This window comes from Devosia sp. LC5 (assembly GCF_000735585.1).
Lineage (GTDB): Bacteria > Pseudomonadota > Alphaproteobacteria > Rhizobiales > Devosiaceae > Devosia.
On record NZ_JNNO01000034.1, the window covers coordinates 62,047 to 73,844 of the forward strand.

Consider the following 11,798-nt stretch of genomic DNA (forward strand, 5'->3'; position numbering starts at 1 on the left):
CGTGGCTTACTGGCCGAAAATCTCGCCAAACTGTTCCTTGTTGGCGGTCTCGTTGGCGAGGGCTGCTGCGGCATCGTAGGGCAATACCTTGATCCCGGCGCGGTCGGGATAACCGGCTGGCAATGCGACGCCATCGCGCGCCGGAATATAGCCCTGGTTCGACGCGAGCTGCTGGCCTTCTTCGGAGAGCAGGAAATCGATAAACAGCTTGGCATTGTCCGGATTGGGTGCCGAGGCGAGAATGGCCGCCGGCTCGGTGACGGCGGAAACGCCTTCGGTTGGGAACACGAAGGCCACCGGCGCGCCCTTGGCCGCTTCGCGGATCGGCAGGAAATCCACGATCATGCCATAGAGTTTTTCGCCGCCGGCAACGGCCGTCAGAATATCGCCATTGCCGCCGGACGCCTGGGCGCCATTGGCGGCGAGCGCGGAATAAAAGTCCCAGCCTTCCGCCAGACTACCGGTCAGCGTCACCGCATGGATCAGTGCTGCGCCCGAGGTGAGCGGGCTGGGCATGGCGAGCTGGTCCTTGGCTTCCGGCTTGGTCAGGTCAAGCCAGCTTGCCGGGACCATACTGGCGGCAGTGTTATAGACGATGCCCGTGGTGATCAGCTTGGTCGAGAAATAGGCGCCGTCCTCGTCGAACAGATTGGCGTCAAAGCCGGTCGTATCGGCTTCGGGATAATTGAGCAGCAGGCCTTCGGCCTTGAGCCCTTCCATGGTCACCACATCGGCGATCAGCAGCACGTCGGCCAGCGGCGCGCCGGCTTCGAGTTCGGCACGGAACTTGGCCATGATCTTGGGCGTACCATCGCGTACCCATTCCACCGTAATGCCCGGATATTTGGCCATGAAGGCGTCCGCGGTCTGCTGGGCATCGGTATTGGGCTGGCTGGTATAGAGTACCAGCGTGCCGTCCTGGGCGAAGGCGGGCGTGAGGGCACTGGCCAGCATCAGGCCGGCGGCAAGAAGGATTCGCATGGCAGCTCCGGGGTCAGGTTACGGCTGGGATGTTCGCGACAATGCGGCGGACTTAACCAGCCTGTTTGACACTGGCATGACGAAACCGGGGTATGCCGGCCAGACGCCTCCGCACGAGCGCGTTGAGCCAATGATGGTGTTTGCACCCGCTCTTGCTCATCGCAGCGGCATCCACCGGGCATCGCATTTCTTTGTTGCGAATGATTTGCAATTGCACTATTGAATTGCTCGTCCCAATCTGGAGTACCCGATGCGCCGTCGTTTGTTTTCCGTGCTTGCTGTGTCCGCTTTTGTCCTCGCATCGTTGCCAGCTGTGGCCCAGGACCGTCTCAAGGCGGTGACCACCTTCACCATCATTGCCGATATGGCGCGCAATGTTGCAGGCGATGCGGCCGATGTGGTTTCGGTCACCAAGCCCGGCGCCGAGATTCACAATTACCAGCCCACCCCCGGCGATCTGATCGCGGCGCAGGATGCCGACCTGATCCTGTGGAACGGGCTGAACCTGGAACAATGGTTCGCCCAGTTCCTGGCCAATCTGGGCGATGTGCCCAATGTGGTGGTCAGTGAAGGCGTCGAGCCGATGGGCATTGGCGAAGGACCCTATGAGGGCAAGCCCAATCCGCATGCCTGGATGTCGCCGACCGACGCGCTGATCTATGTCGAGAACATCCGCAAGGCATTCGTTGCGGCCGATCCGGCCAATGAAGCAACCTACAATGCCAATGCTGCCGCCTATTCCGAACAGATCAATGCGGCCGTCGCCCCGATCCGCGCCAGCATCGAGGCCATTCCCGAGGAGCGGCGCTGGCTGGCGACGTCCGAAGGCGCCTTCAGCTATCTGGCGCGCGATTTCGGGCTCAAGGAACTCTATCTCTGGCCGATCAATGCCGACCAGCAGGGCACCCCGCAACAGGTGCGCCATGTGATCGACGAAGTGCGCGCCAATAATGTGCCGGCGATTTTTTCGGAATCCACCATCTCGTCCAAGCCGGCCGAACAGGTGGCGCGTGAAACCGGCATCAAATATGGCGGCGTGCTCTATGTGGACTCCCTGAGCGAGGCCGACGGCCCGGTGCCGACCTATCTGGACCTGCTTAAGATCACCACATCGACTATTGTAAAAGGTCTGACCCCATGAATGCTGTCCAGCAGCCGGGCCTGGCGGTAAGCGACATCACAGTCGCTTACCGCAATGGGACCACGGCCATGAGACATGCCAGTTTCTCCATCCCGCGCGGTTCCATAACCGCGCTGGTTGGCGTTAACGGCTCGGGCAAATCCACCCTGTTCAAGGCCATTATGGGCTTCGTGCCGCTGGCTGCCGGATCGGTGGAGATTCTGGGCGTGCCCGGCAAGCAGGCGCTCAAGCGCAACCTGGTCGCCTATGTGCCCCAATCCGAAGACGTGGACTGGAATTTCCCGGTGCTGGTCGAAGACGTGGTGATGATGGGGCGCTATGGCCACATGAATATCCTGCGCCGCCCCCGCCCGATCGACCACCAGATGGTGACCGAAGCGCTGGAGCGGGTGAACCTGCTCGAATTCCGCCACCGCCAGATTGGCGAGCTGTCCGGCGGCCAGAAAAAGCGCGTTTTCCTGGCCCGGGCCTTGGCCCAGCAAAGCGAAGTCATCCTGCTCGACGAGCCGTTTACCGGCGTCGACGTCAAGACCGAGGATGCCATCGTCGCCCTGCTGCGCGCATTGCGCGACGAGGGCAAGGTCATGCTGGTCTCAACTCACAATCTGGGTTCGGTTCCCGAATTCTGCGATCGAACGGTGCTGGTCAAGGGTACGGTTCTGGCCTCCGGGCCCACCGCGGAGGTCTTTACCCGCGAATGGCTCGAAATCACCTTTGGCGGCGCCTTGCGCCACTTCGTGCTGGCGGGCTCAGACCTGCATGATGACGATGATCCGCGCCATGTCTCGGTGTTGACCGATGACGAACGCCCCCTAGTCATGTATGGCGAAAACGGCAAGATGAAAACCAAGCAGTCGGACCCGGTCAAGAAATGATCGACATCCTGCTTGAACCTTTTAGCTATGGTTACATGATCAACGCCATCTGGGTCTCGGCCCTGGTCGGCGGCGTCTGCGCGTTCCTGTCGGCCTATCTCATGCTCAAGGGCTGGTCGCTGATCGGGGATGCGCTCAGCCATTCCATCGTTCCCGGCGTTGCCGGAGCTTATATGCTGGGCCTCCCCTTTTCGCTGGGCGCCTTCTTCTCCGGCGGCCTTGCCGCTGGCGCCATGCTGTTTTTGACCCACCGTACCAAGCTCAAGGAAGATGCGGTGATCGGGCTGATCTTTACCGCGTTTTTCGGGCTGGGCCTGTTCATGGTTTCGCTGTCGCCCACCGCGGTCAACATCCAGACCATCGTGATGGGCAATATCCTGGCGGTCACGCCCGAGGATACGCTGCAATTGGTGATCATCGCATTGGTAACGCTGGCCATCATGCTGGTGATCTGGAAAGATCTGATGGTCACCTTTTTCGATGAAAACCATGCCCGCACGATCGGGCTCAATCCGCCGCTGCTGCGGGTGATCTTTTTCACGCTTCTGGCTGCCTGCACCGTTGCGGCCATGCAGACCGTGGGCGCCTTCCTCGTCATCGCCATGGTGGTAACCCCTGGGGCGACGGCCTATCTGCTCACTGATCGTTTTCCGCGACTGATCCTGATCGCCGTGACGGTGGGAACGCTATCGAGCCTGTTCGGCGCCTATATCTCGTTCTTCCTTGATGGGGCGACGGGCGGCGTTATCGTGGTGCTGCAGACCGTGGTGTTCCTGCTGGCCTTTTTCCTTGCTCCCAAGCATGGCCTGTTGGCCGCCAGGCGCCGCACCGCCAAGGAAATCGCCAAATGAACGAATTCCTCATCTATGCGCTCTGGCCGTTCCAGTTTCCCTTCATGACCTCAGCCATGGCGATTGCCGTCATGGTCGCCATTCCCACAGCCCTGCTCTCCTGCTTTCTCGTACTCAAGGGCTGGTCGCTGATGGGCGACGCCATCTCCCATGCCGTGCTGCCCGGGGTGGTGCTGGCCTATATCGTTGGCTTGCCGCTGGGCGTGGGTGCCTTTGCCGCCGGCATGGGCTGCGCGCTTTCGGTGGGCTATCTCAAGGAACATAGCCGCATCAAGGAAGATACCGTGATGGGCGTGGTGTTTTCGGGCCTGTTTGGCCTGGGCATCGTGCTCTACACCTCGATCCAGACCGATGTGCATCTCGACCATATCCTGTTCGGCGACATATTGGGGGTCAGCATCGAGGATCTGATCCAGACCGGTCTGATTGCCCTGGTGGTGACGGCGATCGTGCTGGCCAAATGGCGCGACCTGCTGCTGTTCACCTTCGATCCGCAGCAGGCCGGCGCCATCGGCCTGCCGGTGCGGGTATTGCATTATGGGCTGCTCGCATTGCTCTCGCTCACCATCGTGGCGGCGCTGACGGCGGTTGGCATCGTGCTGGTGATTGCGCTGCTGGTCGCCCCCGGCGCCATCGCCTATCTCATCAGCAAGCGCTTCGCGCCGATGATGCTGATCGCGGTGACGGTGTCGGTGGTGTCTTCGCTGGTAGGTATCTATGCCAGCTTCTTCATCGACTCGGCGCCCGCGCCCACCATCGTGCTGCTGATGAGCATGACCTTCATCGTGACCTTCGTGGTGACCACCATGCGGCGGCCCGCGCCGCTGGCCGCGGCTTAGCACGGGATTTCTCCCGCTTATCCCCTCCTTTGCCGGCCGGCCTAGACTGGCCGGCAAAGGAGTTTTCCCATGGACCAGAGCCCACGCCTGTCGCTGCCCCTCATCATGCCGCAACAGGCACAGAAACACGTGACGCATAATGAGGCGATCCAGGCGCTCGATGCCCTGGTACAACCCATTGTCGAAAGCCGCACATTGGCAAATCCGCCCGCCAGCCCGCTGGCGGGGGAGGCCTATATCGTGCCGGCCGCGGCGAGTGGCGCCTGGTCGGGACATGCCAATGAGCTCGCCGCATTCCAGTCCGGCGCCTGGATGTTCTACGATCCGGCGGCCGGCTGGCAGGTCTATGTCAAAGCCGACCGAACCTTTTATGTATTCGACGCGGGCGCCTGGGTGCCGCTGGCTTCGCTGGGCGCGGGACTGCCCCAATTGGGCATCAATGCCTCCCCCGATGCGACCAATCGGCTGACGGTCTCGAGCGCCGCGACCCTGCTCAACCATGCCGGTAATGGTCATCAACTCAAACTCAACAAGGCCGGCCCCAGCGATACGGCGAGCCTGCTCTATCAAAGCAATTGGTCGGGCCGGGCTGAAATGGGGCTGGCGGGCGATGATCACTGGCGGCTGAAAGTCAGCGCCGATGGCTCGAGCTGGATCGATGCCCTGACCGTGGATGCGGCGAGCGGCGTGGTGAGCTTTGCCGCATCCGTGCATCCGGCCAGCGACAATGCCGTGACGCTGGGCGCCAGTGGCGCGCGCTGGGCCTCGGTCTGGGCGGCGACGGGCACGATCCAGACCTCCGATGCGCGGCAAAAGACCGACATTGCACCCAGCGATCTGGGGCTCGACTTCATCCTGTCGCTCGAACCGGTGAAATATCGCTGGATCATTGGCGGCACCGAGAACGGTGCTGCACGTGAAGGCCGCCGCACCCATTACGGTCTGCTGGCCCAGCAGGTGAAATCAGCGCTGGAAGCGGCAGGTTGCGTGGATTTTGCCGGCCATGTGAAGGCCGACTCCGCCGATCCGCAGAGCGAGGAGGGGCTGCGCTATGACGCCTTCATCGCCCCGCTGATTGCAGCAATGCAGCAATTGGCCGAGCGCGTCGAGAGCCTGGAACGCGCTAAATCTTGAGGCCGCGGATCAGGGCCTTGATGGCCTTGCGATAGTCATTGACCTCTTCCGGTGGTGCCAGCGCGGCACGGTCGAACAGGGCGTTGAGCAAATGCGCCAGCGGCACGGCGGGCAATTCGCGGATCGCCTTGGCCTCCATGGCCGCCGTCACGCCCTCAACCAGGGTGCGCAGGCCATGGCGGCCATCGATCTCGTCGACTGCCGCCCGGCCAAGCACGGCGGGCGCATCCACCAGCAGGATGCGCCGCCGGCCCTGGTCCTGCATGGCATCGAGAAACGCATCGCCCCCGGCGACCAGCGCCTTGACCGGCCCCGGCTCGTCCTCGCTCTCGGTGGCAGCATTGATCGCCATGGCCAGCAGCATATGCTCTTCCTCCACTACGGTGGCGAACAGGGCGGCCTTGTCGGCAAAATGGTGATAGAGCGCACCGCGCGTCACCCCGGCGGCCTGCACGATCTCCGGCGTACCTGTTCCGGCATAGCCGTTCTGGGCAAAGAGCGCGCGCGCTGCGCTCACCAGGGCAGCACGGGTTCCGCTGCGTCGTTCGGCTTGGCTTCGGCGCTCTTGCATACGTACAGCCTGTATGTTAAATGACATTGCAGACAGCTTGCACGTAAATTCAATGCCTCGCAAGGATGCTTACTATGGAAATGCTCAATTCCTATCCGCTCCTCCAGGTCGAGAATGTCGCGGCAACCGCGGAATTCTACCAGAACCATCTCGGCTTTGCCCCGGTCTTCGATAGCGACTGGTATGTGCATATGCGCTCCACCGTCAAGGACCATATCGAACTCGCCGTCATCGCCTATGATCACGAGACTATCCCCGAAATCGGCCGCCGGCCGACAGCGGGCCTGATCCTGAGCTTTGAAGTAAAGGATGCGGCGGCAGAGTATGATCGCCTGCTTGCGGCCGGCGTTTCCATCGCGCAGCCGCTACGCGACGAGGTCTTCGGGCAGCGCCATTTCATCGCTGCGGATCCCAACGGGGTGTTGCTCGATATCATCACGCCCATCGAGCCCGACGCAGACTGGCTGGCCAGCCAGCAGCAATAGGCAGGTTGGTGCTAGCCTGCCGGCCTTTGGTGGGCTAATGGCACAGCATGGCTATCGACATTGCGCATTCCGACGCGGCCATTGCCGCGTCCTCCCCAGTCCTGTTGTCCGAAGCGGGTTCGCTCCGGCGCATCCCGCTTGGGCCCGAGCTGGAGCGACCCAGGAGCTTTTATGACCGGTTCGACGATCGTGCGGTGTTCTACGACGTGTTCCGCGATCACACGGGGCGTTATGTCTACCTGATGGGACCAATGGCGCTCAATCTGGCGCCTCATATTGACGGCCTTGTGGTCGAAGGCATTCAAACCGGCACCATCGTCCGGCCAAAGATACATCATGGCGTGCAGGCCATTATCCTGCGGGTAACCTTGCCCAAAGCGGATACCCATGTTCGGCTCAATATCGGCGATCAGCAGTTCGAGTTGGCCATTCAGCCAAACCGAAGCCAAGCGCTTGCTGGTGATCGCGTCATTTTCACCATCAACAAAGACAACGATCTCGAATGGATCGCCGATTGGGCGCGTTTTTACGTCAAGGAACATGGCGCTACTGCCGTGATCGTCTACGACAACGGCTCCACCGAATATCGTCTTGCTGATATCCGCAGCACGCTGGCTGCCGTCGAAGGGCTCAAAAAATTCTTGGTTATTCCCTGGCCCTATCGCTATGGCTCCATGGGCGATGTCTATACCAAGCACAAGTTCGGTGGACATTGGCCGCAGTTTGCCCAGCCGACCCTGTTCGTCCAGTTCTTCCGCAAATATGCGATGCAGGCGCGGTCCATCCTCAATGTTGACGTGGACGAACTGGTGATGTCGCCGTTTCGCAAATCGGTGTTCAAGGCGGTCGAGTGCTCTCCTTTCGGGTTGCTGCGATTCAATCGGGTCTGGGTGCTCAATGCCCGCGAAGAATCCGGGCCGCCGCGCCATAGCCAGTTCGTCATCCGCAAGAAGGGCATTGCCGCCCGCGACCGCGGCAAGAAATGGGCGCTAGCGCCCGGACGGGCGTTCTTTGCCTCCTGGCGCGCCCAACCCTGGACCCATCAGGTCAAGGGCTGGCTTAATCTATCGGGCTCCTCCAACAGCTTTTATGGCTACCATTTCATCGGCATCTCGCGGTCCTGGTATTGGGATCGCACCGAAAAGATCGTATTCGATCCCAAGCAGCATGTGCGGGACCCCTTGATGATCAAGACCTTCGCCGATGTGTTCGGCCCGGGAAACAAGCCATGAACCTGCCCACCATTGTCAGCTTCTGGCATGGCCCGATGAGCTGGCTCGAAGCGCTGTCTGTCGCCTCGTTCCGCCGCAATGGGCACCGCGTCGAGGTCTATTCCTTCGATCCTGTGCCCGGCCTGCCCGAAGGCGCAGTGGCCATGGACGCCGCCGAAATACTGCCGCGCGACAAGCTGGTGTTCTACAAGGGCAAGGGCACGCCCGGCGTGTTCTCCGATTACTTCCGCATGAGCCTGCTGCGGCAGGGGCGCGGCGTCTATGCCGATCTCGACGTCTATTGCGTGCGCCCCATCGAGGGCCCGCCAGATTATCTGATGGCCTATGAGCGCCCGGGCTCGGTCAATGGCGCGGTGCTGCATATTCCGGCCGATGCGCCGCTGCTCGATGATCTGCTCGCCATCTTCACCGATACCAAGCGACCATTGTTCGAGCCGCATTTGCCCCCGTTCCGGCGGCTGGAAATCGCCGCGCGGCGGCTCCTGGGCGAGAAGATCGCTCCCGAAGACATGCAATATGGCGCCACCGGCCCCTTTGCGCTGACCCATTATGTGCACCGGCACGGCCTGCAGCATCTGGTGCGCCCCAGCAGCGTCTTCTATCCCATTCCCTACGAGGGCATCCCGGCTCTGATGCAGCCTGGCTCCAGCATTGATAGAGCCATTGGGCCCGATACGCTGGCAGTCCATATCTGGCGCAGCCAGCTGACCCGCCGTGGCCGGGCCGGCATGCCGCTGCCCGCGCCCGGCAGTGCCCTGGCCGAACTCTGCGCCCGCGAAGGGATCGTACCCGGCTAGCCTATTTGCCCAGGCCTAGCTTCTTCTTCCACCAGCGCTTCCAGCGATGGCGGGCGAAACGGTAGAACAGCTCATTGGTCATCACATGCCGATAGAGCCGGGCGAAGGCCACGCTTTGCAGCATGCCCGAAAAAATGCCCCAGGGCTTGGCTTCCCCGGTATAATGCAGGATGGCCGGATCGAGCCCCTCATGGGCGTGGCGCGCATCGATCGTGTTCCAGCGCCAGGGCAATTGCAGCCAATTGCGCTGGAATACCAGGTTGAGGAAATCCTGGTCGTAATAGATGCGGGCCATGACGCCGTCCGTGAGCGCCTGTTCCAGCCGCCCGATAATGTCGGCCTGCCGCCATTTGGCGACGTCGATCAGAACCATGCCGGCATTGAAATAGGCATCCGCGGGATCAAAGATATCGCGATTGTTGCGCAGGTCCCGCCCACCGGTGATGAAGGCGCCGATGGAATCGCGCACTGCAGCGACCGGGTGGCCTTCCATGTCCACTTCATAGAGTTTTTCGATATTGTCGCGGACCAGCATATCGCAATCGAGATAGAGCACTCGCGTCACATCGGGGCCGATCAGTCTGTCGATCATCAGCCGCGCATAAACGATATTGCTCAGCCGCTTGTTGACCGGCATGCGGGCGGCCACATCGCGGAACAGTTCAGAGCCGTCCAGATCGTGCCACACTAGGGTAACGCCGAATTCGCCCTCGATCGCCTTGAGGTCATCAATGTGCTCTTGCGTCAGCGTGCGGTGGCAAAGGTGAAACACCAGATCGCTGCGGCGCTTGGTGAACAGGCAAACCGACCGCATCGTGGCATAGGCGGGCGCCCAGAAATTGTCGTCGAAGGTCAGAGCGACGTGGATTTCTTCTTTTGAAGAGGACTTGCCAGTGCTGCTTGTTGAGGGCGCGGTATTGGTCATGAAAATTCTCGACTTCGACCCAATACGGCGATTAGTGCCAAAAGAACAGCAAACAGCAAAGTTTGAGCGAGAACGCCAAGCATGGCATTTGTCAGCGCAGTGGAAAAATATCCAACACTGGTGACCGTAGCCAGATAGATCGCCATGCCGCGCGCCGGACCTCGTACCGCCAGAGCCCCCGCGACTGGTGCAGCAATCGCTAGACCATAGGCAATGAGCCCCATCAGCCCGCCAATAACGGCAAAGTCTGCTATATCGCTATGCAAGTGTCCTGAGGGGGGGAAGGACGGCCCTGATGGAGCGTATTGAGCGGCGATTGCGGTGAAATCGACCAGCCCGTGCCCATAGATTGGGGATGCAAGGAAGGCGCCAATGGCACTGCGATACATGTAGAGCCGTTCGGCGGTTGAGGCGTCGACCACGGCAATCGATCCGGTCATCTCGCCAAAGCTGACCAACTCCGTGAGCCTGCCGCCCAGCTTCAGGCTGACGGCACCGGCAAAACACACACCTATCGCGGCAAGGCTGGAGAGTATCGTAGCCACGGCCGGCCGGCGCGGCAATAGCAGGATTGCTGCACACGCGCCTCCCGCCATCGCCATCGGTATGAAGGCGAGAAATGGCCCGCGCGATGCCGAGCACCAAACCGCTACCAGCGCCAATACGGGCCCGAGAAGAAAAATCGGCCAGACTGATTTGGAGCGATCGAATATGCCAACCATGCTGGCGAAACCGAGCACCAGGGCGATATCGGCAAAGTGTATGGGGTTGTTGACCGACAGCCCGCCGCGATCCAGTCCGCCCAGGGTGATATCATAGACGGCGATGATCGCAGCGGCAGCAGTCCCTGCAAGCGCTGGCCACGCGATCTTTTGTGGGGATAGGTCTGCCTCCAATCGTGTAAGCAATCCCGCATAGGGCCCCACCAGAAGCAACGGACTGAGTATATATACAGCCAGGATGTGCTGCGGCGTACGCGCGGTTATTGCGAAGGCCACAACCAGTAAAAGGCAGGCGACAAGCGGCAGCCAAACCGCGGGTTGGCGCATGATTTCATGCCGGTAAGGGGATGCAATCAAGGCCATGAGCCCAATTGCCGTCAATGCCAGCGTTAACGCGTTGCCTACACCCGGCGCGACGGCTGGCAGGAATAGGCCGACAAAAAGCACGAACCAGAGAAAATATTCGTTGCGTGAATGGAGCAAATCTTAAGCCTGATCAGAAGTAGGGGGAGACCCAGGGTGGGCACCTCTAGCGAGAATGCGTGCGCACTACCATCGATAGCTGAGGGCCTTGGCTGCTGCTTCGTCGAAATGGATCGTTACCTCGGTGTCGCGCGCGGTGTCATGGATGTCATCGATATATTGGCGCTGGGTTAGCTTGAGCGTCTGGTTCTCCGCATCGGCTGAAACGAAGAGATAGTCAAAGCAATCCTTCGATTCGTCACTCTGCAGGCCGGCTATTTCGCTCTTGAGTTGGGCCAATTCACGGCCGCCGATTGCGCTGCCGTCCGAACGCTTGGTGGCGCGGACTGCAGGGACCCAGTCGAGGCCGGTCTCGCAGATATAGCGGCCATCACGAAACTCGCCGCGATCGGTGAACGCGATGTCTATATCTTGGTCCCAGGCATTGCCGATCTCAAATTCGGCGCCGCTCTTGTCCACATCGAGATAGATGTCGGACCACGAACAGGTACCTTCCTCCTCAACGTAACACCAGCGTTCGCTGCTTGCCATCAGGTGAGCCACGTCGGCAATGCGGATCAGCTTGCCGGACTTGTAGTCGTCGATGATCCCCTGTGTCCTGCTGTCGAACCCCAAGGCGGCCGATGTGGCGGCGAGCAGCAATGCGGCGGCGAGTGGGATCTTCATGGACTACTCCAACGCGGAAACTTCGCGCAATCCTAGCCGCAATTGGCCAGCGGCGGAACCGGCCTTGACACGGCAGGCTTAATGTAACAAATAAAG

Annotated in this window: 14 protein-coding genes; 9 read left to right on the forward strand and 5 right to left on the reverse strand. The window is 60.9% G+C overall.

Features of this window, described 5'->3' with window-relative positions; all coding sequences use genetic code 11:
• Window positions 1-6: 6 nt before the first annotated feature.
• A complete protein-coding gene (locus tag FF80_RS14885; protein ID WP_035102050.1) occupies window positions 7-981 on the reverse strand; it encodes an ABC transporter substrate-binding protein in 975 nt (324 codons plus the stop codon).
• Here FF80_RS14885 and FF80_RS21705 point away from each other — a divergent pair.
• The 6 genes from FF80_RS21705 (at window position 980) to FF80_RS21065 (ending at window position 5,821) form a co-directional block, all read left to right on the forward strand.
• Window positions 980-1,204, forward strand: coding sequence for a hypothetical protein (locus FF80_RS21705; RefSeq protein ID WP_152558395.1), 225 nt, complete (start codon window positions 980-982; stop codon window positions 1,202-1,204). The genes FF80_RS14885 and FF80_RS21705 overlap by 2 nt on opposite strands.
• Window positions 1,205-1,231: 27 nt before the next feature.
• Window positions 1,232-2,122 carry a metal ABC transporter substrate-binding protein gene (locus FF80_RS14890; protein WP_035102052.1) on the forward strand — a complete coding sequence of 297 codons (891 nt, stop codon included), beginning with the start codon at window positions 1,232-1,234 and terminating at the stop codon, window positions 2,120-2,122.
• A complete protein-coding gene (locus FF80_RS14895) occupies window positions 2,119-2,997 on the forward strand; it encodes a manganese/iron ABC transporter ATP-binding protein (RefSeq protein ID WP_035102054.1) in 879 nt (292 codons plus the stop codon). Before FF80_RS14890 ends, FF80_RS14895 begins: the two co-directional genes overlap by 4 nt.
• Complete coding sequence (locus tag FF80_RS14900) at window positions 2,994-3,848, forward strand: metal ABC transporter permease (protein WP_035102055.1); 855 nt, start codon at window positions 2,994-2,996, stop codon at window positions 3,846-3,848. The genes FF80_RS14895 and FF80_RS14900 overlap by 4 nt, the downstream gene beginning before the upstream one ends.
• Window positions 3,845-4,687 carry a metal ABC transporter permease gene (locus FF80_RS14905; RefSeq protein ID WP_035102056.1) on the forward strand — a complete coding sequence of 281 codons (843 nt, stop codon included), beginning with the start codon at window positions 3,845-3,847 and terminating at the stop codon, window positions 4,685-4,687. Before FF80_RS14900 ends, FF80_RS14905 begins: the two co-directional genes overlap by 4 nt.
• Before the next feature lie 69 nt (window positions 4,688-4,756).
• Complete coding sequence (locus FF80_RS21065; protein ID WP_052153626.1) at window positions 4,757-5,821, forward strand: DUF2793 domain-containing protein; 1,065 nt, start codon at window positions 4,757-4,759, stop codon at window positions 5,819-5,821.
• Here FF80_RS21065 and FF80_RS14915 read toward each other — a convergent pair.
• A complete protein-coding gene (locus FF80_RS14915; protein WP_244445787.1) occupies window positions 5,811-6,338 on the reverse strand; it encodes a TetR/AcrR family transcriptional regulator in 528 nt (175 codons plus the stop codon). The two genes, FF80_RS21065 and FF80_RS14915, sit on opposite strands and share 11 nt — an antisense overlap.
• A 128-nt stretch (window positions 6,339-6,466) precedes the next feature.
• Here FF80_RS14915 and FF80_RS14920 point away from each other — a divergent pair, with 128 nt between their 5' ends.
• Genes FF80_RS14920 through FF80_RS14930 form a run of 3 tightly spaced genes read left to right on the forward strand, consistent with a single transcriptional unit; the run spans window position 6,467 to window position 8,906 of the window.
• Window positions 6,467-6,877 carry a VOC family protein gene (locus FF80_RS14920; RefSeq protein WP_035102058.1) on the forward strand — a complete coding sequence of 137 codons (411 nt, stop codon included), beginning with the start codon at window positions 6,467-6,469 and terminating at the stop codon, window positions 6,875-6,877.
• A gap of 47 nt (window positions 6,878-6,924) precedes the next feature.
• Window positions 6,925-8,109, forward strand: coding sequence for a hypothetical protein (locus tag FF80_RS14925; protein WP_035102059.1), 1,185 nt, complete (start codon window positions 6,925-6,927; stop codon window positions 8,107-8,109).
• On the forward strand, window positions 8,106-8,906 hold the full coding sequence (locus FF80_RS14930; protein WP_035102060.1) for a hypothetical protein: 801 nt from the start codon (window positions 8,106-8,108) through the stop codon (window positions 8,904-8,906). Before FF80_RS14925 ends, FF80_RS14930 begins: the two co-directional genes overlap by 4 nt.
• A gap of 1 nt (window position 8,907) precedes the next feature.
• Here the strand turns inward: FF80_RS14930 and FF80_RS14935 are convergent, their stop codons facing one another.
• From FF80_RS14935 to FF80_RS14945, 3 genes are all read right to left on the reverse strand, one after another.
• Window positions 8,908-9,831 carry a glycosyltransferase family 8 protein gene (locus FF80_RS14935; protein WP_035102063.1) on the reverse strand — a complete coding sequence of 308 codons (924 nt, stop codon included), beginning with the start codon at window positions 9,829-9,831 and terminating at the stop codon, window positions 8,908-8,910.
• Window positions 9,828-11,036, reverse strand: coding sequence for an O-antigen ligase family protein (locus FF80_RS14940; RefSeq protein ID WP_035102065.1), 1,209 nt, complete (start codon window positions 11,034-11,036; stop codon window positions 9,828-9,830). The genes FF80_RS14935 and FF80_RS14940 overlap by 4 nt, the downstream gene beginning before the upstream one ends.
• Window positions 11,037-11,102: 66 nt before the next feature.
• Window positions 11,103-11,702: a hypothetical protein gene (locus tag FF80_RS14945; RefSeq protein ID WP_035102067.1), complete on the reverse strand. Its 600-nt coding sequence runs from the start codon at window positions 11,700-11,702 to the stop codon at window positions 11,103-11,105.
• Between the last annotated feature and the right edge of the window lie 96 nt (window positions 11,703-11,798).

What these genes read in the sequence shown, in the direction of transcription:
- FF80_RS21065 (WP_052153626.1), top strand. Translation starts at nt 4,757, where the DNA reads ATGGACCAGAGCCCACGCCTGTCGCTGCCCCTCATCATGCCGCAACAG.
- FF80_RS14935 (WP_035102063.1), bottom strand. Translation starts at nt 9,831, where the DNA reads ATGACCAATACCGCGCCCTCAACAAGCAGCACTGGCAAGTCCTCTTCA.
- FF80_RS14905 (WP_035102056.1), top strand. Translation starts at nt 3,845, where the DNA reads ATGAACGAATTCCTCATCTATGCGCTCTGGCCGTTCCAGTTTCCCTTC.
- FF80_RS14920 (WP_035102058.1), top strand. Translation starts at nt 6,467, where the DNA reads ATGGAAATGCTCAATTCCTATCCGCTCCTCCAGGTCGAGAATGTCGCG.
- FF80_RS14930 (WP_035102060.1), top strand. Translation starts at nt 8,106, where the DNA reads ATGAACCTGCCCACCATTGTCAGCTTCTGGCATGGCCCGATGAGCTGG.
- FF80_RS14895 (WP_035102054.1), top strand. Translation starts at nt 2,119, where the DNA reads ATGAATGCTGTCCAGCAGCCGGGCCTGGCGGTAAGCGACATCACAGTC.
- FF80_RS14885 (WP_035102050.1), bottom strand. Translation starts at nt 981, where the DNA reads ATGCGAATCCTTCTTGCCGCCGGCCTGATGCTGGCCAGTGCCCTCACG.
- FF80_RS14900 (WP_035102055.1), top strand. Translation starts at nt 2,994, where the DNA reads ATGATCGACATCCTGCTTGAACCTTTTAGCTATGGTTACATGATCAAC.
- FF80_RS21705 (WP_152558395.1), top strand. Translation starts at nt 980, where the DNA reads ATGGCAGCTCCGGGGTCAGGTTACGGCTGGGATGTTCGCGACAATGCG.
- FF80_RS14890 (WP_035102052.1), top strand. Translation starts at nt 1,232, where the DNA reads ATGCGCCGTCGTTTGTTTTCCGTGCTTGCTGTGTCCGCTTTTGTCCTC.
- FF80_RS14945 (WP_035102067.1), bottom strand. Translation starts at nt 11,702, where the DNA reads ATGAAGATCCCACTCGCCGCCGCATTGCTGCTCGCCGCCACATCGGCC.
- FF80_RS14925 (WP_035102059.1), top strand. Translation starts at nt 6,925, where the DNA reads ATGGCTATCGACATTGCGCATTCCGACGCGGCCATTGCCGCGTCCTCC.